Annotated in this window: 20 protein-coding genes; 13 read left to right on the forward strand and 7 right to left on the reverse strand. The window is 61.9% G+C overall.

The annotated features are described in order from the left end of the window. Positions 1 to 2 precede the first annotated feature (2 nt). Genes K6N12_RS16195 through K6N12_RS16220 form a run of 6 tightly spaced genes read left to right on the forward strand, consistent with a single transcriptional unit; the run spans position 3 to position 5,353 of the window. The gene (locus tag K6N12_RS16195) at positions 3 to 1,019 is read left to right on the forward strand and encodes a formamidase (RefSeq protein ID WP_222134935.1); all 1,017 of its coding nucleotides are present in this window, start codon (positions 3 to 5) and stop codon (positions 1,017 to 1,019) included. Between the two features lie 11 nt (positions 1,020 to 1,030). Further along, a complete protein-coding gene (gene biuH / locus K6N12_RS16200; protein WP_131711313.1) occupies positions 1,031 to 1,732 on the forward strand; it encodes a biuret amidohydrolase in 702 nt (233 codons plus the stop codon). Continuing rightward, complete coding sequence (atzD, locus tag K6N12_RS16205) at positions 1,732 to 2,787, forward strand: cyanuric acid amidohydrolase (RefSeq protein ID WP_222134936.1); 1,056 nt, start codon at positions 1,732 to 1,734, stop codon at positions 2,785 to 2,787. The genes biuH and atzD overlap by 1 nt, the downstream gene beginning before the upstream one ends. 1 nt (position 2,788) lies before the next feature. Next, entirely contained in the window at positions 2,789 to 4,339 is a 1,551-nt protein-coding gene (locus K6N12_RS16210; protein WP_222134937.1) for an ABC transporter ATP-binding protein, read from the forward strand. Beyond that, a complete protein-coding gene (locus K6N12_RS16215; RefSeq protein ID WP_027683078.1) occupies positions 4,339 to 5,007 on the forward strand; it encodes a cysteine hydrolase family protein in 669 nt (222 codons plus the stop codon). Before K6N12_RS16210 ends, K6N12_RS16215 begins: the two co-directional genes overlap by 1 nt. Beyond that, the gene (locus tag K6N12_RS16220; RefSeq protein WP_222134938.1) at positions 5,000 to 5,353 is read left to right on the forward strand and encodes a cupin domain-containing protein; all 354 of its coding nucleotides are present in this window, start codon (positions 5,000 to 5,002) and stop codon (positions 5,351 to 5,353) included. Before K6N12_RS16215 ends, K6N12_RS16220 begins: the two co-directional genes overlap by 8 nt. 102 nt (positions 5,354 to 5,455) lie before the next feature. Here the strand turns inward: K6N12_RS16220 and K6N12_RS16225 are convergent, their stop codons facing one another. Next, a complete protein-coding gene (locus tag K6N12_RS16225) occupies positions 5,456 to 7,492 on the reverse strand; it encodes an oxidoreductase (protein WP_222134939.1) in 2,037 nt (678 codons plus the stop codon). Positions 7,493 to 7,562: 70 nt separating this feature from the next. Continuing rightward, positions 7,563 to 8,558, reverse strand: a complete 996-nt coding sequence (locus K6N12_RS16230; protein WP_222134940.1) for a glycine betaine ABC transporter substrate-binding protein — start codon at positions 8,556 to 8,558, stop codon at positions 7,563 to 7,565. A 159-nt stretch (positions 8,559 to 8,717) separates the two neighbouring features. On the opposite strand from K6N12_RS16230, the gene K6N12_RS16235 reads away from it, so the two are divergent. Next, positions 8,718 to 9,743 (forward strand): GlxA family transcriptional regulator, encoded by a 1,026-nt coding sequence (locus K6N12_RS16235; protein WP_222134941.1) that lies wholly within the window; start codon positions 8,718 to 8,720, stop codon positions 9,741 to 9,743. An 11-nt stretch (positions 9,744 to 9,754) separates the two neighbouring features. Here the strand turns inward: K6N12_RS16235 and K6N12_RS16240 are convergent, their stop codons facing one another. Next, positions 9,755 to 10,339: a cysteine hydrolase family protein gene (locus K6N12_RS16240; protein WP_097626194.1), complete on the reverse strand. Its 585-nt coding sequence runs from the start codon at positions 10,337 to 10,339 to the stop codon at positions 9,755 to 9,757. Positions 10,340 to 10,414: 75 nt separating this feature from the next. Further along, complete coding sequence (locus K6N12_RS16245; protein WP_222134942.1) at positions 10,415 to 12,802, reverse strand: putative bifunctional diguanylate cyclase/phosphodiesterase; 2,388 nt, start codon at positions 12,800 to 12,802, stop codon at positions 10,415 to 10,417. Between the two features lie 103 nt (positions 12,803 to 12,905). Here K6N12_RS16245 and K6N12_RS16250 point away from each other — a divergent pair, with 103 nt between their 5' ends. Beyond that, positions 12,906 to 13,712, forward strand: coding sequence for an ABC transporter substrate-binding protein (locus K6N12_RS16250; RefSeq protein WP_183780120.1), 807 nt, complete (start codon positions 12,906 to 12,908; stop codon positions 13,710 to 13,712). 83 nt (positions 13,713 to 13,795) lie between these two features. Here the strand turns inward: K6N12_RS16250 and fdhA are convergent, their stop codons facing one another. Beyond that, positions 13,796 to 14,986, reverse strand: a complete 1,191-nt coding sequence (gene fdhA / locus K6N12_RS16255; RefSeq protein WP_097626332.1) for a formaldehyde dehydrogenase, glutathione-independent — start codon at positions 14,984 to 14,986, stop codon at positions 13,796 to 13,798. 160 nt (positions 14,987 to 15,146) lie between these two features. Here fdhA and K6N12_RS16260 point away from each other — a divergent pair, with 160 nt between their 5' ends. Next, positions 15,147 to 15,428 (forward strand): hypothetical protein, encoded by a 282-nt coding sequence (locus tag K6N12_RS16260; RefSeq protein ID WP_131711207.1) that lies wholly within the window; start codon positions 15,147 to 15,149, stop codon positions 15,426 to 15,428. A gap of 229 nt (positions 15,429 to 15,657) precedes the next feature. Then, a complete protein-coding gene (locus tag K6N12_RS16265; protein WP_097626191.1) occupies positions 15,658 to 16,092 on the forward strand; it encodes a hypothetical protein in 435 nt (144 codons plus the stop codon). A gap of 165 nt (positions 16,093 to 16,257) precedes the next feature. On the opposite strand, the gene K6N12_RS16270 is transcribed toward K6N12_RS16265, so the two are convergent. After that, positions 16,258 to 17,163: a DMT family transporter gene (locus tag K6N12_RS16270; RefSeq protein WP_183780117.1), complete on the reverse strand. Its 906-nt coding sequence runs from the start codon at positions 17,161 to 17,163 to the stop codon at positions 16,258 to 16,260. 112 nt (positions 17,164 to 17,275) lie between these two features. On the opposite strand from K6N12_RS16270, the gene K6N12_RS16275 reads away from it, so the two are divergent. After that, the gene (locus K6N12_RS16275) at positions 17,276 to 18,151 is read left to right on the forward strand and encodes a LysR substrate-binding domain-containing protein (RefSeq protein WP_041672096.1); all 876 of its coding nucleotides are present in this window, start codon (positions 17,276 to 17,278) and stop codon (positions 18,149 to 18,151) included. On the opposite strand, the gene K6N12_RS16280 is transcribed toward K6N12_RS16275, so the two are convergent. Beyond that, positions 18,126 to 19,118 (reverse strand): GlxA family transcriptional regulator, encoded by a 993-nt coding sequence (locus K6N12_RS16280; RefSeq protein ID WP_375166343.1) that lies wholly within the window; start codon positions 19,116 to 19,118, stop codon positions 18,126 to 18,128. The genes K6N12_RS16275 and K6N12_RS16280 overlap by 26 nt on opposite strands. A 106-nt stretch (positions 19,119 to 19,224) precedes the next feature. Between K6N12_RS16280 and bcoG the strand changes: the two genes are divergently transcribed. Together bcoG and K6N12_RS16290 are read left to right on the forward strand one after the other, a co-directional pair. Next, positions 19,225 to 20,127: a 3-dehydrocarnitine:acetyl-CoA trimethylamine transferase BcoG gene (gene bcoG / locus K6N12_RS16285; protein WP_131711204.1), complete on the forward strand. Its 903-nt coding sequence runs from the start codon at positions 19,225 to 19,227 to the stop codon at positions 20,125 to 20,127. Positions 20,128 to 20,134: 7 nt separating this feature from the next. Beyond that, complete coding sequence (locus K6N12_RS16290; RefSeq protein WP_097626187.1) at positions 20,135 to 21,625, forward strand: carnitine 3-dehydrogenase; 1,491 nt, start codon at positions 20,135 to 20,137, stop codon at positions 21,623 to 21,625. Positions 21,626 to 21,633: the final 8 nt, after the last annotated feature.

Below are 21,633 nucleotides of genomic sequence, written 5' to 3' on the forward strand. Positions count from 1 at the left end.
CGATGAACGGACTTGGCGGTCTCAACAAATCCGAACACGGCGTCGGTATCGGCCTGGTACAGCTCCAGCTGCCGGTGACCGTCACCAAAGCGGACTTGGCAAAACAGACGCAGGTGATCGTCGATCTGGTGGGCAAGGCGCGGCGCAACCAGCCGGGCATGGACCTCGTCGTCTTTCCCGAATACGCACTGCACGGCCTTTCCATGGACATCAATCCGGAGATCATGTGCACGCTCGACGGGCCGGAGGTCGCGGCCTTCAAGCAGGCCTGTAGGGACAATCGGATCTGGGGCTGCTTCTCGATCATGGAGCTGAACCCTGGCGGCATGCCCTATAATTCCGGCATCGTCATCGACGATCAGGGCGAGTTGAAGCTCTATTACCGCAAGATGCATCCCTGGATCCCCGTCGAGCCGTGGGAGCCCGGCGATCTTGGCATCCCTGTCATCGAGGGGCCGCGGGGCGCCAAGCTCGCGCTGATCATCTGCCATGACGGCATGTTCCCGGAGATGGCGCGCGAATGCGCTTATAAAGGCGCCGAAATCATGATCCGCACAGCCGGCTACACGGCGCCGATCCGCGATGCCTGGCGCTTCACCAACCAGGCGAACGCCTTCTGCAACCTGATGATCACCGCGAATGTCTGCATGTGCGGCTCGGACGGCACGTTCGATTCCATGGGTGAAGGCATGATCTGCAATTTCGACGGCACGATCATCGCCCACGGCACCTCCGGCCGGCCCAACGAGATCATCACCGCCGAGATGCGTCCTGACCTGGTGCGTGAGGCCCGGCTCGGCTGGGGCGTGGAGAACAATATCTACCAGTTCGGCCATCGCGGCTATGTCGCCGTCGCCGGCGGCGCCCAGGATGCGCCCTACACCTACATGCACGACCTCGTCGCCGGCATATACCGCCTGCCCTGGGAAGACGAGATAAAGGTCAAGGACGGCACGTCCTGCGGATTTGACAAGCCGATGCGCCGTTACGGCGAACCCCTCAAACCTGCCGCGGAATAGGAGAGAGAATGATGGACGCGATGGTCGAAACCAAAGGGCATTTTATCGACGCCGATCCGTATCCGTGGCCCTATAACGGCGCGCTGAGGCCTGATAACACCGCCCTCATCATCATCGACATGCAGACAGATTTCTGCGGCAAGGGCGGCTATGTCGACCACATGGGCTACGACCTGTCGCTGGTGCAGGCGCCGATCGAACCCATCAAACGCGTGCTTGCCGCCATGCGGGCCAAGGGTTATCACATCATCCACACCCGCGAGGGCCACCGCCCGGACCTCGCCGATCTGCCGGCCAACAAACGCTGGCGCTCGCAGCGGATCGGCGCCGGCATCGGCGATCCCGGCCCCTGCGGTCGAATCCTGACGCGTGGCGAACCCGGCTGGGACATCATCCCCGAACTCTACCCGATCGAAGGCGAGACGATCATCGACAAGCCCGGCAAGGGTTCGTTCTGCGCCACCGACCTCGAACTCATCCTCAACCAGAAGCGCATCGAGAACATTATCCTCACCGGGATCACCACCGATGTCTGCGTCTCGACGACGATGCGCGAGGCGAACGACCGCGGCTACGAATGCCTGCTGCTGGAGGACTGCTGTGGTGCGACCGACTACGGAAACCACCTCGCCGCCATCAAGATGGTGAAGATGCAGGGCGGCGTCTTCGGCTCGGTCTCCAGTTCCGCGGCTCTAGTCGAGGCGCTGCCCTGATGCCGTCATTGCGTGCCCATGTCTTTCGCGTGCCAGCCGACGGCCCCGATGACGTTGCCGGCGTCGAGGCGCTCTTTGCCAGCGGCCTTCAGGCGAACAACGTCGTCGCCGTTCTCGGCAAGACGGAAGGCAACGGCTGCGTCAATGATTTTACCCGCGGTTATGCCACCCGCAGCTTCGAGACATTGTTCAGTAGATATGGCGTCGACGGCGTCTCGATCATCATGTCCGGCGGCACCGAGGGTGCCCTCTCGCCGCATTGGACGGTTTTTGCGCGTGAAACCGTAGAAACCCCGGGCGAACGGGCGCTGGCCATTGGTGTGTCGCGTACCCCCGCGCTGCCCCCCGAACATCTTGGGCGCCGGGAACAGATCCTGCTCGTTGCCGAAGGCGTGAAGTCCGCGATGAGGGATGCCGGCATCGATGATCCCGCCGATGTCCATTTCGTGCAGATCAAGTGTCCGCTGCTCACCTCGCGCCGGATTGCCGAGGCCGAGGCAGCAGGCAGGACGGTCGCAACCCACGACACGCTGAAATCCATGGGCCTCTCGCGCGGCGCTTCGGCTCTCGGCGTCGCCGTGGCACTCGGCGAGATAGATGCGACGTCGATCGGCGATGCCGACATCTGCACACGTTTCGATCTCTTTTCCCGCTGCGCCTCAAGCTCGTCCGGGGTCGAACTCACCGATCACGAAATCATCGTCCTCGGCATGAGCGCAAAATGGTCCGGTCCGCTGTCGATCGACCACGCGGTCATGCGGGATGCGATCGACGCGCATTCCGTCAGGAAAGCCCGCGAACGCCTGCCGGAAAACAGCCGGCTGGCGGCGGTTCTCGCCAAGGCCGAGCCGGACCCGTCCGGCAGGATTGGCGGCAGGCGCCACACGATGCTCGATGACTCGGATATTGCAGGCACCCGCCATGCCCGTGCCTTCGTCGGCGGCGTTCTCGCCAGCATCTTCGGCATTACCGATCTCTATGTGTCCGGCGGCGCCGAACACCAGGGTCCGCCCGGCGGCGGTCCCGTCGCCATCATCGTCGAAAAGGAGCAATGAAGTGAGCACAGTCCGCGACACGCCCCTTCCGCAAGCCGGCAAGGCCGTCGGCATCGAGACGCTCGATATGACCATGCGTTTCGGCAGCTTCACTGCGCTCGACAACGTCTCGATCGCCGTTCCGGCCGGCTCTTTTCACGCGCTTCTCGGCGAAAACGGCGCCGGCAAGTCGACACTCGTCAAATGCATCATGGGCTTCTATCACGCAACCTCAGGCTCGCTGTCGGTCGACGGTCGCGAGGTGGCGGTTGCCTCACCCAAGGATGCAGCGGCCTATGGGCTCGGCATGGTCTACCAGCATTTCACACTGGTTCCCTCTCTGACCGGCGCGGAAAACCTTGTCATCAGCCGCACCGAAGTGCCCGCGGTGATCAACTGGGCCAGGGAACGCAAGGATCTGGCGGATTTCATGGAGCGCATGCCGTTCAAGATCCCGCTCGACAGGCCGGTGAGCGAGCTTGCCGCCGGCGAAAAGCAGAAGCTCGAAATCGTCAAGCAGCTCTATCTCGGCCGCTCCTTCCTCGTCCTCGACGAGCCGACTTCGGTGCTGACGCCCGCCGAAGCCGACGAGATGCTTGGCATCGTGCGCGGGATGACCGAGCGCGGCGAGCTCACCGTGCTGATGATTTCCCACAAGTTCCACGAGGTGACGAAGTTCGCTGATGCCGTTTCGATCCTGCGGCGCGGCAAGCTGGTCGGCACCGGTAAGGTCGGCGAGCTCTCCACCGCCGAGATGGCGGCGATGATGATCGGCGACGTCAAGCTCGCCGAGCTCGACAGCCGTCTGCCGGTGGCGGAAGCGGCCAAATCCGTGCTCACTGTAAGCCAGGTGAAAGCTCCGGATCGCTCCGGCCTGAAGACGATCGAGATCGACGCCCTTACGGTCCGCTCCGGCGAGATCGTCGGCATTGCCGGCATATCGGGCAACGGCCAGAAGGAGCTGACGGAAATTCTGGCCGGCCAGCGCCCGACCGATAGCGGCCAGGTCATGGTCAATGGCGAGGCTTACGGCGCCACCCGCGACGAGACCCGCAAGAACAGGGTGCGTTTCATCCCCGAAGAGCCGTTGCAGAATGCCTGTGCGCCGAAGATGACCGTGAGCGAGAACCTTGCGTTTCGCACCTTCGACTTGAAATCGGACGGCAAGGACGCGATCTGGCTGAACAAGGGCAGCATGAAGAAGCGTGCCTCGGCGCTGATCTCCGACTTCAAGGTCAAGACGGCCTCTTCCGCCTCGCCGATCGCAGCGCTTTCGGGCGGCAACGTGCAGCGTGCCGTGCTCGCCCGCGAATTGACCGGCGATGTCGATCTGTTGATCGTCTCGAACCCCTGTTTCGGTCTCGATTTCTCGGCCGTCGCCGAAATCCGCGCCCGCATCATGAAGGCACGCAATTTGGGCGCTGCCGTGCTGCTGCTTTCCGAGGACCTCGACGAACTGCTCGAGATGTCCGACCGCATCATGGTCATTTCGGAAGGCAAGCTGGTCTACGAGACACCGGCGCGCTCGGCCGATATTGGCGTGATCGGCGCCCACATGGCGGGGCATCATTGATGGCGAAGATCAAAGCTGAACCTTTCGCCTTTCCGGTGAAGCACGATGAGCTCGCCCTCATCGTCATTGACATGCAGCGTGATTTCGCCGAACCCGGCGGCTTCGGCGCAAGCCTCGGCAATGATGTCAGCCGTATCACCAGGATCGTGCCTGATGTCAAACGCCTCATCCTGGGCTTCCGCAATGCCGGCCTGCCTGTGATCCATACGATGGAGTGCCACCGGCCGGACCTTTCTGACCTGCCGCCGGCCAAACGCGACCGTGGCAATCCGTCGCTCAAGATCGGCGACGAAGGTCCGATGGGCCGCATCCTGATCTCAGGCGAACCCGGCACGGCAATCCTGCCGGAACTCGCTCCTGTGAAGGGTGAAGTCGTCATCGAAAAACCCGGCAAGGGCGCCTTCTACGCCACCGAACTTGGCACCGTGTTGCAAGAGAAGGGCATTCGTCAGCTGGTCTTTGCTGGTGTCACCACCGAAGTCTGCGTGCAGACGACGATGCGCGAAGCAAACGACCGCGGCTATGAATGCCTTCTCGCCGAGGAGGCGACGGAGAGCTACTTCCCCGAATTCAAAGCCGCAGCTATCGCCATGATCCGCGCCCAAGGCGCGATCGTCGGCTGGACCGCGCATGTCGACGACATTCTGGAAAGTATCGCCCATGCCTGAAACGACCCGCGAACGCCTGACGTCAGGCGGCTGGAAGGAGCTGGAATTCGGCCCCTTCCGCGATGCCGTCACCATTCACTGGATCCGCCCCTTCGAGGGTGATCAGCCGGGCGTGGCGCTGCTGAAATATGAGCCCGGCGCCTCCGTTCCCCGCCATCGCCACGAAGGGCTCGAGACCATCCTGGTGCTCGACGGCGTTCAATCCGACGAGACGGGCGATTACATCAGCGGCAGTTATATCGTCAATGCGCCGGGCAGCGAACACTCGGTATGGAGCGATACCGGCTGTGTCGTCCTCATCCAGTGGGACCGGCCGGTGAAGATATTCGAAGAGGAATTCGCATGATGCCGTTCCTCACTTTCGAGAGTGCCTCGCGGTTTTAACTCGGCGCTGTCGCGACTTGCTCTGCAGACGGGCTGGCGATCAGCATGACGATCTTCAATCCGACTATGCCGCACGAATCTTCGCCGTTGCGCCGTTTCGCGTGTCCTCTACGGCTCCGATCGCCATTCCGGCGCGCCGTCCCTCATAGAAGGCATAGGGAGCCTGCCTTGGTGCCACACCATCGCCGATCTCGACGAAGGGGATAGCGAGTTCGGCCAGCTCCAAGGCGAGCCAGTTCGCGGCAACATTGGTTGTGGAGAAGACGAGGCTGTCGGCTCCGATCGTCTCTCGTTTTCCGGTCAGGTGGGAGACGAGGATTGCGGCATTGCCTTGCCAGCTCTCTATGCTGGTCTCCGATCGGAATTGAACGCCGAGCATGCTGAGCGTCCGGCGCAGGGGAACGTCGGCGGAGGTGCGCTGCAGTTCCTTTCCGATGAGTGCGTCGGGTGTGACGAGCACGACCTCGTGCCCCTGCTCGGCAAGCTTCCAGGCCGTGCCGCAGCCCTTCCAGCCGCCGGTTTCGTCCACCACGACAACACGTTTGCCGAGCCGTGCCTGGCGGGCCATGACGCTTTCGGCGGAGAAGACGTTTCCTCGTTCAATGCCGGCGAGCGACGGGTGGTTGGGCATAGCCTTCTGAAAGCCTGTCTCCTGCGGCAGCGATCCGGTCGCTAAGATCACCACGTCGGCGCCGATCTCGGCGACGTCGCTTCCCTCGATATAGCTGTTGAAGCGAACCTCGACGCCGAGTTTTTCGAAGCAGGTTTCGTACCAGCGGATGAGGTCGAGGATCTGCGCCCGCCGGGGTTGCTCGCCGGCAAGGCGGAAAGCGCCGCCCAGCCGGTCCGAGGCTTCCGCAAGAATAACCCGATGGCCTCGTTCGGCGGCCACGCGCGCCGCTTCCAATCCGGCTGGCCCTCCCCCGACGACCAGCACGAACTGGGGATTGTCGACAGGTTCGAACCGGTCACCGCCCCATTCGGCCTCGCGCCCGACGGAAGGGTTGATCAGACAGCTGATCCAATAGTCGCGCGAGCGGCGGCCCCAGCACATCTGGTTGCAGGACAGACAGCCGCGAATATCTTCAGGCGTGCCCTGGCGCGCCTTGTTGGCAAGATGCGGGTCGGCGATCTGGCCGCGGACGATCGAAACCAGATCCGCGGCCCCCTCCCCGAGCGTGATTTCCGCATTTTCGGGCGTTCGAATATGGCTTTCCGCCGTCACCAGCGCATGGTTCACGACCTGCTTGAGGCGGGCCGACAGCTCGACACCCAGTCGCTCGGGATAGAGAAAGGTCGGCATCAGGCTGCCATAGTCGAAATATCCGCCCGAGCCGCAGGTCACGTAATCGATCAGCCTCTTTTCATCGAGGCCGGCAACGATCTCGGTCAACTGATCACGATTGAGAGCCGTGGGACAGCCCGGCTCGTCGCTGACGGTCAGCCCGATGATGAAACCCGGGCCGCAGGCCTGCCGGATGCGGCTGAGAATTTCCCTGGAGAATCTCGTTCTATTTTCGAGGCTCCCGCCCCAGCGATCCTCGCGGCGGTTATAGAAGGGTGTCCAGAACTGATCGAGAAGCCCGCCATAGGCGGCCCAGACCTCGACGCCGTCAAAACCTGCCGCCCGACAGCGCAGCGCCGCCTTGACGAAGGCCTCGATGGTCTCCTCGATCTCGTCCTCCGTCATCGCATGCGAGCCGTCGCTGTCGTGATAGCTCGGTCCTCCCGAAGGCGACCAATGCGGATGAAAGGAAAGATCGGAGTCTCCGTGGCTTCCGACATGATAGAGCTGCTGGACGATGACGGCCCCATGCTGCTTGACGCTGTCGGTCAGCCTCTTGAACGCCGGGATGACGGAATCGTCCGATGTGCGGAAATTGCCGCGCGTCAGCACGGTCGCCGGATGGACCGGCATCGGCTCGACGACGATCATCGCTGCCCCGCCGATCGCCCGTTCGACATAATAGGCGGTGGTCTGATCGCCCGGCAGTCCATTCACCGACATATTTGCCGTATGGGCGCCGAACACGATCCTGTTGCGCAGCCTATGGCCTGCAAGCGTGATGTCCGAGAAGGTCTTCGGAAAGGAACTCGTCATGTTGAATCCTAGCGGGTTTCACGGTTTGCCGTGCGGACGCGCGGGCCCCGGCGGCCCGCGCGCTTATCGTTCAGAAAGCGGCGGTGATTTTCGCCGCCACATCGGCGCTCAGCCACGACTTCCAGACCTCCGGATGCTCCTTGAAAAAGTGCACCGCGCCGTCGTCACCGCCGGCCTGGGTATCGGTCATCCACGACATGACCGAACTGACGGTCTGATTGTCCCATGAGCGCTTGCGCAGATAGTCTATCACGCCGGCATTTCCGCTTTCCGCCAGTTTCTGCGACACCAGCGTCACCACATGGTCCTTCGGCCACTCGTTCTTTTTCGGATCGGGACAATCGGCAACGGTGTTGCAGCGCTTCCACTCCGCCGCATCGTTGGTGACGCCGGCTTCGAGACGCACCATGGAATATTTCCCAAGAAGGGCGGTCGGCGACCAGTAATAGCCCATCCATCCCTCTTTGTGCTCATAGGCCCGCGCCATGGCGCCGTCGAGGCCGGCCTGGGTTCCGGGGTCGACGAGGTCGAAGCCCTTGGCCTCGCCGCCATACGCCTTGAAAAGCTGGGCAGTGACGACCGAGCCGCCCGATCCGGTCGGACCGTTGAAGACCGCTCCTTTCGCGGTATTCTCGGGCGCGGGGAAAAGCTCCGGATGCGCGAAGGCATCATCGACGGTCTTGATCTCGGGATGAGCGTCGACGATGAATTTCGGTATATACCAACCCTGAATGCCGCCATCGGTCAAGGCTGGTCCGATATTTACAATTCTGTGCTCGTCGACGCCGCGTCTGACGATTTCCGGAACGAGATCGACCCAGGCCTCGCCGGCAATGTCGGGCTGCCCTTTTTCCACCATCGAGGTGATCGTCGGCACGGTGTCGCCGGGCACGAACTCCACCTGACAGCCGAAACCGTGCTCGAGGATGAATTTGTCGACATGGGCGAGAAGTTCGCCGCTTTGCCAGTTCATGTTGGCGACGGTGACGGTACCGCAAGCGGCGCTGGCGTTGGATGCGATGCCGGCGATCAAAGCGACCGTCGAAATTGCGAGAAGATTCTTCATTATGTTCCCCTTTTGCGCTTTGGCATGTCTGCTTGGCGGGAGGGAATGCCGGTTTTCCGAGCCTCGGACCGCGCCTCCCAACGCAAATCGATGGTATTTGTCTTGGTTGCCGCGGTATTGTACGTTTAGGACAATTTCCATGGCCCGGAGGACCATCGTTTGCAGCGCGACTACTCCCAGCTGGGGCCGAGCAAGCCGCCACCCGAGATCACCTCTCCGCTCAGGGTGGGGATCGTCGCGACACCGAACTTCACGCTGATGCCGCTTGCCTGCTTCACGGATTTTCTCCGGCTTGCAGGCGACGAAGGTGATTTCAGCCGGCGCATCTATTGTGACTGGGATCTGCTGTCGCACAGTCTCGATCCGATACGGTCGAGCTGCGGCCTGGAATTGACACCCGGCAGGACATACGGAAATCCCAGTGATTACGACTTCATCGTCGTGCATGGAGGCATACTCCATGCCGACCACAGGATCCCGCCGGAACTCTATGACTTCGTTACTGCCGCCGTTTGCAACGGCGTGCCGGTGGCCGGCAATTGTTCAGGAAGTTTCGTGCTGGCCGAGGCGGGCGTGCTTGCCGGAAAGAAATGCGCCGTCCATTTCACGCTGGCGGGGCTGCTGCGCCAGACTTTTCCGGATATCACTCCGATCACCGACCGGCCGGTCGTGGTCGACGGAGACGTCATAACCTGTCCCGGCGGGTTGGCGTCGATAAAGCTTGCAATGTATCTGGTCTCGAATGCCTGCGGGGAATCCCGTGCGCACAAGGCGTTTCACTACCTTCTCGGCGATCACGGTTTCGACAGGCAAGGCGCGATCGAAGAGCCCGATCTCGGCATGAAGTGCGGGGATCGCCGCGTCGTGAATGCGATCGGGCTGATGCGGCAGAAGATGTACGAGCTCTGTTCGCTCGCCGACATCGCGGCGAGCGTCGGTACATCGGAACGGGAGCTTTCCCGGCTTTTCCAAAAACATCTGCAGGTCGCTCCCGGCGAATATTGGCGCCAGATGCGCCTGAAAGCCGCGAAGTGGATGGTACTTAACAGCGATCGGTCTATCGCCCAGATCGCCTATGAATGCGGCTTTACCGATTGCGCCCATCTGGTGAACTGGTTCAGGCGCACCTATCACGTCACGCCCGCAAAACTCCGACGGTCGCATCGCGAACTGGGCGTGCGCTGACGGGAACTGCTTCAGCCAACGCCTCGCAAAAATTCCTCGGTCTCCATCAGTTCGAGCTGCACGGAAAAGCGGTCGTGCAGGAGTTCCAGCGAGGCGTCGTGCGTATCGTCGGCGCCGCTGCAGACGGCGTCTTTCAGCACGATCACCCGATAGCCGAAATCGATGGCGCCGAGTGTTGTGGCAAGCACGCAGACATCGGTTTCACCGCCTGTTATCACAAGCGTATCGACCCGTTCCGACTGAAGGATCGGATGGAGGCGGCCGTCGATCCAGGGGGAATAGGTGCGTTTGTCGAAGTGCCTTGCCGGCGGAACCAGTGATGTCAGCGATGAGGCCAAATCGACGAGGTCGCGCGGAAGATGCTCGCCGGTCATCATCCACCATTTCCGGTAATAATCCCGCCATTTCCCCGGCATCTCGTCGGCATGATCGGGTGGCAGGAAGCGGGTAAAGATCGTTCGGGACGGGTGCCGCCCAGCGAGTTCCTCGATCTGCGGCGAGACCCGCGCCATCCAGGGAACATGCCAAGGCGTGTCTTCGGCAAACATCCGCTGCATGTCGACGCAAAGGTGCCGCCACTCGCCTATCTCGCCCATCCCATCCTCCGTTCTCCGGGCGTCAACCGCCGCCCGCGGCGAAAGTTCCCGTGACCTGTGGAAGATCGGAAGCCTTCAGGCGACGGCGCCTGAAGCGGTTGTCAGTAATCCGGCGGCGCTCTCAGCTTCGCGGAAACAACCGAGTTCGCGGAGAGGAACCGGTTTGGAGAAGAAATAGCCTTGGAGGTCGGTGCAGCCAAGGGCGGCCAGGAAGTCGCGTTGATATTCGGTTTCAACCCCTTCCGCCGTCGTCGAAATACCGAGGTTGCGGCTGAGCGCGACGATGGCGCCGATGATCGCTGCGCCGTTGGCTTTTGTGCCGAGCAGCGAGACGAACGATCGATCGATCTTGATGCGGTCGATGTCGAAGCGCATCAGATGGCTGAGGCATGAAAAGCCGGTTCCGAAATCGTCGAGCGAAATCTGAACACCTCGGCTGCGCAGCGACTTCAGCACAGAATAGACGTCCGAGTTGTCCTCGATGAGCGAGGACTCGGTAAGCTCGAGCTCGAGCCGCGATGGCGGCAGTCCGCTCTCTTCAAGCACGGCGAAGACTTCCTCGGCAAAATTCGGCCGTCTCAACTGGGCGGGAGACACGTTGACGGCAACAAACGTATCGTCGGGCCATTTGCAGGCGGCTCGGCAGGCTTCGCGCAGCACCCAGAAACCGAGAGCGTCGATGAGGCCGCCCTCCTCGGCGACAGGGATGAAGCTGGCGGGCGTCAGCAGACCACGCTGGCTGTGACGCCAGCGCACCAGCGCCTCCGCGCCCGACGCTGCGTATCCGCCCTCGGCGCGGTGCACCGTTTGGTAATAGACCTCGAGCGATCCGAAGTCCGGCCTGGTTGTAATAGGATCCGAAGGTGAGCCGGCGGATGAAGCCGTGCCTTTGGCGAGAACTTCGCGCAATTCGTTTTTGAGAATGTCGCGCGCGTTCCTGCCGCCGTCCATGGAGGGCGAATAGAGGCGCCATTGACCTCTGCCGCCCATCTTTGCCTCGTAAAGCGCGACGTCGGCATAGCGCATGATGTCGTCGGCATTTCGGCCGGCATCCGGCACGACGGTCACGCCGATCGAGCCGCCGACGCGGGCGACTGCCTCGCCGTGCAAAAGCGGAAAGGGCTTGCCAAGTTCGGCAACGATGGCTTCGCAGATTGCCGGCAAAACCTGATCATGATCTTTGATGTCCCGGAGAAGCAGGGCAAATTCGTCGCCTCCGAGCCGGGCAAGCGTGTCGGCTGGACGCAGTATGGCGCGGATCCGCTCCGCAGCCATCCTGATGAGTTCATCGCCGGCCGCATGGCCGAACGTGTCGTTCACGGCTTTAAAGCGGTCGAGGTCGAGAAGCGCAACGGCCGAGCGCTCGGACGAATTGCGCGTCTCGGCCAGGCACTCGTCGAACCGCATCGCGAACAAGGCGCGGTTGGGAAGATCGGTCAGCACATCATGCAAGGCAAGCTGCCGCGCATGCAGCTCGCTCTTCTTCAACTCGCCGAGACTGCTTCGCAGGCGCACCAGCAGAAACGAGAACAGGACCGCGATCACCAAGGCTGCAATCGAAAGCGCCGGCATCAAACGGCCGATCACTCTCGATCCCGGAAGATCGGGCCGCCAGACGATGAAGCCGATCGGTTCGCCGTTTGCCGTCGCGTCGATCTGAAACGCAACCTCGTTCTCGTCGGCATCGGCGGTACGCGCAAAGCGCGCCCCGTTGAGCCCCTGTTGCCGGCTTAATTCATCGAGCGCCGCGCCATCGATAAACCGAACGACGACCAGGAATTGCCGTATCGGCTGCTGCCGTCCCTGATCGGCGTCGTTGATGGCGACGACCCCGACGATCGTCGGGCGGCCTTCCAACCGCATCAGATTGGCCAACGCACGGTTGGGGCGGGCGGCACTCGCAACGCGGCTTTCCATCGAGGACGGCGTTCGTTCCGACGCCGTCCCTTGTCTCACCCCCAGGCGGGCATCCTGAAGGAGAGGCGCAAAGAGGGGCTTCATCCAGCGGTAACGCTTTTCCGTCTGGGCGTCCGACAGCATGAGTAGTTGGGCCTTCTCGTCGACGACGAAAGCCTGGTCGTAACCGAAGGCGGACATTGCGGTCTGGCTGATCGCACTGCCGGCCGCCGCCGTCAGGACGGCGTCGAGGCTGGAGGAGCCTCCGTTTGACCGGGCGGCAGGATAAACGCGTGTGAGGTAGCCGTTGCCGAACTGGCCGATAACATGTGCGACCTGATCGACCTGCTCTCGCAGGCGCGCATTCACGAGCTGGCGCTGGCGATCAAGGGCGGCGGCGTCGCTCTCGGTTCCTGCCCAGAGCGCCGAAAGCACGACGAGCCCAATCGCTCCCAGCCCGCTGACGGCGATCAGAAAGAGAATCCTTCCCGAGGCGATCCAGGATTGCTGAAACGTATTGGAGCTGGAAGGAACAACGATGTGCAAGCCTAGACCCCTGAACACCACGATATGGGCGCATGCGTCGACGCTAGCAAAGAAGCGTTCACGTAGAATTAAAAGCTGGGGCGCACTATGGGCGAGATCGAATAGCCCCAAGGAGCACACGACGATGCTGCGCATATCCCTTCAGACGATGTTGCGCGCAGCGCTGATGGCGGGGGGCTTCGGTATGTTGTTGGCCGCGGCCGTGCCAATCCAGGCTGCCGCGCAAGATCGTATGCCGATGCGAATTGCCGTCGAAGGCGCATTTCCGCCCTTCAATTATCTCGATGCAAACAACAAGCTTCAGGGCTTCGACATCGATATTGCCAATGCGCTTTGCGAGGTCGGCAAGTTCGAATGCCAGTTCATCATCGAGAAATGGGACGACATAATCCCCAACCTCGTTGCCGATAAATACGACGCAATCATCTCGTCCATGTCGATGAGCCTCGAGCGGCGTCAAAAGGTTGCCTTCACGGAAAAATACTACAACAGCCCCTCCGTGTTCATCGCTCGCAAGGATTCGCCGATCAGCGATGTCAGCCCCACTGGCCTCAGCGGCAAGATTCTCGGAGTGACGTCGTCGACGGCGCAGGAATCCTACGCCAACCATCTCTATCCGGAGATGAAAAAGAAGATCTTCCGGTCTTCGCCTGAATTGTACAAGGGGTTGTCGGATGGCAGCGTCGATATCATCCTGGAGGACAAACTCGCCATCTACGACTGGATCGCCAACACCAAGGCGGGAACCTGCTGCGAGTTCAAAGGACCGGATCTGGTCGACGTCACATACTTCGGCGAAGGTGCCGGCATCGCGCTGCGCCTGGATGACAAGGAGCGTCTTACACGCTTGAACGAAGCGTTGAAGAGCATCAAGGCGGATGGGACCTACGACATGATCAACGCAAAATATTTCCCGTTCAGCATCCAGTAATTCCGCCGGCAAATTCCTGATGAATGCAGGATGGCCGGCTTGCGGCCGGCCATCCCATCGCGTCGAGTGTTCAATCGTAACCGCTAAGCGGCTTTCGCGACGTCCCCGTGCGGATCGAGGACGAATTTCGTCGCCGCTCCGTGGTCGAAGCTCTCATATCCGGCGGCGGCCTCGTCGAGCGGAATGACCTTGGCGTTGACGATATCGGCAATCGGCAGCCGGTCGTGCAGGATCGCCTGCATGAGCTGCCGATTGTACTTGAGCACCGGCGTCTGGCCGGTGTGGAAAGACTGCGCCTTGGCCCAGCCGAGGCCGAAGCGGAGCGACAGATTGCCGTGCTTGGCGGCATTGTCGACGGCACCAGGATCCTCCGTGACGTAGAGGCCGGGAATACCGATCGAACCTGCGGCGCGGGTGATCTCCATCATCTGATTGAGCACGATCGCCGGCTGTTCGCCGCCCGAATGGCCGCGCGCTTCGAAGCCGACCGCGTCGATGGCGCTGTCCACTTCATTGCTGCCGACGACCTGGGCGATCATGTCGCCGAGGCGGTCGCTCTTGGAGAGATCGATCGGTTCGAAACCGACCCTTGCCGCATGCGCCAGGCGATCCTTATTGAAATCACCGACCATGACGACGGCGGCGCCGAGGATGCGCGCCGAAGCGGCAGCCGCAAGGCCGACAGGGCCGGCGCCTGCGACGTAGACGGTCGATCCGACCCCGACGCCTGCGCGCACAGCGCCATGGAAGCCGGTTGGCAGAATATCGGAGAGCATGGTGAGATCGCGGATCTTCGCCATCGCCTTGTCCCGATCAGGGATTTTGAGCAGGTTGAAATCGGCATAGGGAATGGTGACGTAGCGCGCCTGTCCACCGATCCAGCCGCCCATGTCGACATAACCATAAGCGCCGCCGGCGCGGGCCGGATTGACCGTCAGGCAGACGCCGGTATCCTGGGACTTGCAGCAGCGGCAACGGCCGCAGGCGACATTGAACGGCACCGAGACGATATCGCCGATGTCGAGCATCTCGACGTCGACGCCTTTCTCGATGATCTCGCCGGTGATTTCATGACCGAGGACCAGGCCCGGCATCGCCGTCGTGCGGCCGCGGACCATGTGCTGGTCGGAGCCGCAGATATTGGTGGAGATCACCTTCAGGATGACGCCGTGCTCGATGCGGCGGCCGTCGGGCGCTTCCAGCTTCGGGTCGTCGATGTCGCGAACTTCGACCTTGCCCGGCCGGAGATAAACGACGCCTCTATTCTTGCTCATGGATTCCTCCCATTCGTTGAATGCCTCGATCTGCAACCGATGCAATCGATGGCAATTTTTCCTCCGGCCTGCCTCCTCTGCAGCCCGGTATTCACAACGCCGCATCGGGCGATATACGAATTTCGCAAATAGGCGGGGACAGATTGGATGGAGGGGAAGAGTGAAGACGATAGGTCTGGCCTGTCGTTTCCGCTCGTCATCACCGCCGCAATCCGCCGATTTGCTGCGCAAAGAGCTGGTTTCGGACTCCAGAACCTCCTTTCGATTCATCTTGGAATCTTCGGTCGGCCTTCCAACGGTTCTGTCGCCAGTGACGAGCGCCTTGAACATCACAAGCAAACCATGCCCGGCGGAAAACAGCGCCCGAAAAAACGACATGGGCGCAACTCAAAGACGACAGTCGGAAAACTCCGATAGCATGCCGCCGGAAGCTATGAGTTGATCCCCGGAATAGGGCGGTTTTCCGGATCGGTTCAGAAGATTTGAATTGCAGATCTCCGATCAAATGGCCTGAGCAATGCAAGGTTTCTCTGCCGGTTGTCGCGCTGTGACCGCCTCTGTCCGACCAGCGGCAGATGCCGTTGCCAATCGTGATTGGACATCGGCTGCGACCTGAGCCACGCTATTTTTGGGAGCGGACCATCTATTTTTCTCGGAGATAGGAGGCCGAAATGGAACAGTATGCACTGGAGCAGTTGAAAACGATTGCGAAGGTCAGCACGACCTGCAAGCGCCTTGACTTAACGCGGCGCGAACGGATTGAACGGTGGGCCGAAAGTCTCGAACGCAGCCCCAGACCGTTTCTTAAGACGCTTCACGAAACGGAATATCAGCCGATCGCAGATCGCATAGCCATGCGGGATGACGACACGCCGATCTCGGTTGCATTCGCTGATCCCATTCTGCGGGCGGCAGGAATGGAAAATGATAGTTACGGAGAAGCCAAACGGTTCTTCGAACTCAGCGACGGGGAACTGCACGAGCTTGTCTGCTTCTGTCATTTTGGTGAACGCGTCAGCGCGGCAACAGTCGCTCGCCGCGTGCGTAAGATGGCAGATCCTCAACCAAGCGGATTTTTCGCTCAGCTTCGTGCGTTCTTCGGCTAATTGAGGCTAAAGACCCCATGACGCTGCAAAGCCGGCTCTAAAGCGCGTCGCGATCTTTCAGATTCGCTCCTTGCGCTTTAGATCTTTGTTTTTACGCATGTCGTTACGGCAAAAGCGCTTCGCGCTTTGCCTGGGAAAACCGCTGTACACTTTTGCGCGACATGCTTAGCGGTCGCGTGACTGCTGGCTGCGGTTGAAGTCGATTGCCGTGTGCCAGAACACGGCGCCGAGGATGATTGCGCCGCCGAAATAGGTGGCGACCGGCGGCTGTTCCGAAAACAGCAGCCAGACCCAGAAGGGCGTCAGCACGATTTCCATCGTGCCGATCAGCGCGGCTTCTGCCGGCGGCATCCGTTTTGCGCCGGCGAGGAAGAGCACCAGCGCTAGCGAGAAATTGGTGGCGCCGAAGGCGGCAAGGACGATCCAGTTGTGCAGGTCGAGCGAGCCGACCGAACCGAACGGCGCGAAGATGACGAGGGTCAGGAAAGCGCTGACGACGGTCGGCGGCAGGCTCGGCACGCCGGGATTGATGCGCGGAATGATGATGACGAGCGCGAAGGACGCGGTCATGCCGAGCGCTAAGAGGTCGCCCCAACCAGTGCCGCCGCCGATCGACGAGGCGACGATGACGCCGACGCCGAAGAGGGACACGGCGCCGGCGATCAGCGTCCGCCTGGCGACCCTCTCTCCGAGGATGAGCCAGCCGAACAGAGCCGCAATGAAGGGCGTCGTCGCATAGATCATCGTCACATTGGCGACGGTAGTCATGTAGAGCGCCCCGATGAAACATCCCTGACTGAAGGTCTGGCATGCGATCATCGCAAGACCGGAGGGATGGAAGACGGAACGCCATTGCCGCCGCGAGATGCCCCCTTCGAGGAAAAGGCAGGGGATCAGCAGGAACAGGCCTCCGAACAACGACCGCCAGGCGATCGCCGTCCATACGTCGGTCGTGAGCAGCCGCGAGTAAACGCCGCTCGCACTCCAGGCGAGCGTCGCGGCAACGATGAGAAGCACACCCTTCTCGTGCTCGCTGCCTGCGAGGCGCGTGGTCGGATTTTCAATGGTCACGCAGATGGTCTCAAAGAAGGAAGTCGAACGCCGCTCATTTCTGCGCCGGTAATTGACATAAGACAAACGAATAGTAGAGATAGCTCTTATCGATTTTTTCTATGGCTCTGTCATGCATGAACCAATCGAGAGCGATCTCTTGAGGACCTTCCTGGTCGTCGCCGAGACGTCGAATTTCTCTGCGGCTGCCCAACGCATCGGGCGGACGCAGTCGGCCGTCAGCACCCAGATTAAGAGGCTCGAGGCGGCGATCGGCGAGATCCTCTTCGAGCGTGGCGCCCGCGGTGTACTGCTCACCCGCCAGGGCATCCAACTGGTGCCTTATGCCCGCAGGGTGATCGACCTCCTCAACGAGGCCGCCGCGACGATCCGCAGCAAGCCGCTCGACGGGCCGGTGCGGATCGGAATTCCCGAGGAATATAGCCAGACGGTGCTGCCGGCAGCCCTTGCGGCTTTCGCCGTGCGCCATCCGGCGGTCGAGGTCACGGTGTCCTGCGACTACACGGTCCGCAACCTCGCCGCCCTGGAACGGGACGAACTCGATCTCGCCGTCGTTTTCGACTGGAGCGACCAGAACAAGGGCGAGGTCCTCTGCATTGATCCCACAGTCTGGGTCACATCGATGGTCCACCGGCTGCATGACATCGATCCACTGCCCGTCGCGACCTATCGCAATTCCACCTGGTCACGCGATTTTGCGCTCCGCTCGCTGGAACAGATCGGCCGCAGCTACCGGATCGCCTTCATCGCCGATACCGGCTCGGGGCTGAAGAACGCGGTGACCGCAGGCCTTGCCGTCACCACGCTTTCCCGCAGCAGCATCCCGCCCGGCTGCCGGGAACTGACCGCCGAAGACGGTTTTCCGCCGGTCGATTCCTCGAAGGTCGTGCTTCGCCGCAGCACGTTCCGTTCCAGCGAGGCCGTCCGGGAACTCGCCGAAATGGTGCGCGAAGCCTTCCAGCCTATGGCGGCGCCGGCGATGGCGTGATGCGGCGGCGCAGGCGGCGACGGGTTTCGGACGGGCTCTCGGAAAAACTCGCCCGGTAGCTTCTTGCAAAGGCCGAGGCTGAATTGAAGCCGGTCGCCGCCGCGATGTCGGCGAAGGAGGCTGTTGTTTCGATCACCTTGCGGCGCGCCGCATTCAGCCGCAGCGCCAGATAATGCACATGCGGCGGCGCGCCGATACTCTGTTGGAAAAGATCCTGCAGATGCCGGGCGCTGACGCCCACCCTGCGGGCGAGCCGCGCCAAAATCAGCGGCTGCTCGATATGCTCCTCCATCAGTCGTACCGCCTGCGTCACGCGGGGATCATGCATGCGCAGTCCCGCCGAGGCCGCCGACAGCGGTTCATCGATATGAAAGGAGGGCTGCTCGTAACGGAACAGCCGGCTGACCTCGAGCGCCAGCGAATAACCCTGCCGCTGCCGGATCACCTCAAGCATCAGGTCGACGGTCGGCAGCGAACCCGATGTCGTCAACCGCTTGCCGTCGATGACGAAACGGTCTTTGACGGCCCTGACCTCAGGATAGGCCAGCGCAAAATCCTCGTAATCCTCCCAGTGGACGGTCGCCGGCAGCCCGTCGAGCAGACTTGCTTCCGCCAGCAGCCATGTGCCGGACTCGATGCCGGCAATGATCGTGCGGTGTCGGGCCGCCTGCGACAGCTGCATCTTCAGCGCCGGCGTCGCGCTGCGGCGCCAGTTGTAGCTGGCCAGCACGAAAAGCGGCGTCTCCTCGGTCGTCGCCTGGAAAGTGCCCTCAGCCGGGATGGCGATCGCGCTGGTGGTCGGGACCGGCGCTCCGTCCGGCGTCAAGAGCCGCCAGCGATAGAGTTCGCTGCCGGCGATGCGGTTGGCGCCGCGCAGCGGCTCGATGACCGACGCGATCAGGATCAGGTTCGTCTCCGGTAGGACGAGAAGGTCGATATCGAGCGGTTCCGTTGATCGCTGCAGCAAGGTCATCTCCTCTAGTTCCGATAATGTATCGATAGCTTCCGAGAATGCAAAGCATCTCCGCCGATCCTGCCGCGTAATGCCTGACAACACGGGGAGAACAAAAATCATGCCTCTTGCGATGAACCGCGATGTCTTCATCACCTGCGCCGTCACCGGCGCCGGCGATACGGTTTCCAAATCCAGCCATGTTCCCATTACTCCCAAGCAGATCGCGGACTCCGCGATCGACGCCGCCAAGGCTGGGGCGGCCGTTGTTCACTGCCATGTCCGCGATCCGGAAACGGGGGCCGCCAGCCGCCGCAACGATCTCTATAGGGAAGTCACCGACCGCATCCGCTCGGCCGATATCGATGTGGTCCTCAATCTAACCGCCGGCATGGGCGGTGATCTGGTGTTCGGCAATGTCGAAAGCCCCCTTCCCCTCAATCCGAGAGGCACTGACATGGCGGGCGCCAGCGAGCGCGTCAGCCATGTCGCCGAATGCCTGCCCGAGATCTGCACGCTCGACTGCGGCACGATGAACTTCAACCTCGGCGATTATGTCATGACCAATACGCCGGCCATGCTGCGGGCCATGGCGAGGAAGATGACGGATCTCGGCGTGCGACCGGAGATTGAGGCCTTCGACACCGGCCATCTCTGGTTCGCCAGGCAGCTTGCCGAGGAAGGCCTGATCGAAGACCCGGTGCTGATCCAGCTCTGCATGGGCATTCCATGGGGTGCGCCCGACGACCTCAACACGTTCATGGCGATGGTCAACAACCTGCCTCAGAGCTGGACCTTCTCGGCCTTTTCGATCGGCCGCAACGCCATGGCCTATCCGGCCGCGGCGGTGCTGGCCGGCGGCAATGTGCGCGTCGGCCTGGAGGATAACCTCTTCGTCGGCAAAGGCCAGCTCGCCACCAATGCGCAGCTCGTCGAAAAGGCCGTGCAGGTGGTCGAGGGCATGGGAGCGCGCATCATCGGACCGGAAGATGTGCGCAAGAAGCTGAAGCTGACGAAACGCTGAGGATATCATGACTAAGATCAGCAAGGCGGCCTGTATCGGCGGCGGCGTTATCGGTGGCGGATGGATCGCCCGTTTCCTGCTGGCCGGCATCGACGTCGATGTGTTCGACCCTCATCCGGAAGCAAGCCGCATCGTTGGCGAGGTGATCGCCAACGCCGAAAAAGCCTATGCCATGCTGACAGGCGCACCGCTGCCGCCGCGAGGCAGGCTGCGCTTCTGCCCGACGCTCGCTAAAGCCGTCACTGACGCCGACTGGATCCAGGAAAGCGTACCGGAAAGGCTCGACCTCAAGCGCCGCGTGCTGACCGAGATCGACGCCGCGGCCCGCCCGGAAGCGCTGATCGGCTCCTCTACGTCGGGGCTGCTGCCGACCGATCTGCAGCGCGACATGACGCATCCCGAACGCCTCTTCGTCGCCCACCCTTATAATCCCGTCTATCTGCTGCCGCTGGTCGAAATCGTCGGCGGGGCAAAGACCTCGCCGGCGACCATCCAGGCGGCGATGGAAAGACTGCCGCTGATCGGCATGAAGGGTGTCCACATCGCCAAGGAGATCGAAGCCTTCGTCGGCGACCGACTGCTCGAAGCGCTCTGGCGCGAGGCCCTGTGGCTCATCCATGATGATATCTGCACCGTCGAGACGCTCGATGATGTCATCCGCTACTCCTTCGGCCTGCGCTGGGCGCAGATGGGCCTGTTCCAGACCTACCGCATAGCCGGCGGCGAGGCCGGGATGCGTCATTTCCTCGCCCAGTTCGGCCCCTGCCTTGCCTGGCCCTGGACCAAACTCACCGATGTCGTCGATCTCGACGACGCCCTGATCGAAAAGATCGGCAGACAGTCCGACGAGCAGGCGGACGGCCTGTCGATCCGTGCGCTCGAACGCATCCGCGACGAAAACCTCGTCGGCATCTTGCAGGCGCTGAAGGGCGGCGACGGCGGCAAGGGTTGGGGCGCCGGCAAGCTGCTGAAGGATTTCGAGCAATCGCTCTGGGCAGCGGGCGGCGGCGCGACGAAGTCGTTCGACCCGTCGAAGCCGCTGAGGCTCGTCGAGACGAAGGTCAGCCCGGCTTGGGTCGACTATAACGGCCATATGACCGAGCACCGCTACCTGCAGATTTTCGGCGATACATCAGATGCTTTGCTGCGCTTGATCGGCGTCGATCTCGCCTATGTCGAGGCGGGGCAGAGCTACTATACGGTGGAAAGCCACATCCGCCATCTCGGCGAGGCGAAGCTCGGCCAGGCGATCCACTCGACCTGCCGGATCCTGTCGGTCGACGAAAAGCGGCTGCATCTCTTCCATACCCTCTCCGACACGGCGACGGGCGAGCCCCTCGCAACCGCCGAGCACATGCTGCTGCATGTCGACAGCAAGGTCGGCAAGGCCGCGTCGGCGCCGGCCGCCGTGCTCGACAAGGTCAAGGCGATCGCCAGCGCCCAAGCGGCGTTGGCGCTGCCCGAAGGCGCCGGCCGCTACGTCGGCCAGAAACGGTAGGAGACAGG

The sequence above is a fragment of the Rhizobium redzepovicii genome (assembly GCF_019793435.1).
GTDB classification, from domain to species: Bacteria; Pseudomonadota; Alphaproteobacteria; order Rhizobiales; family Rhizobiaceae; genus Rhizobium; species Rhizobium redzepovicii.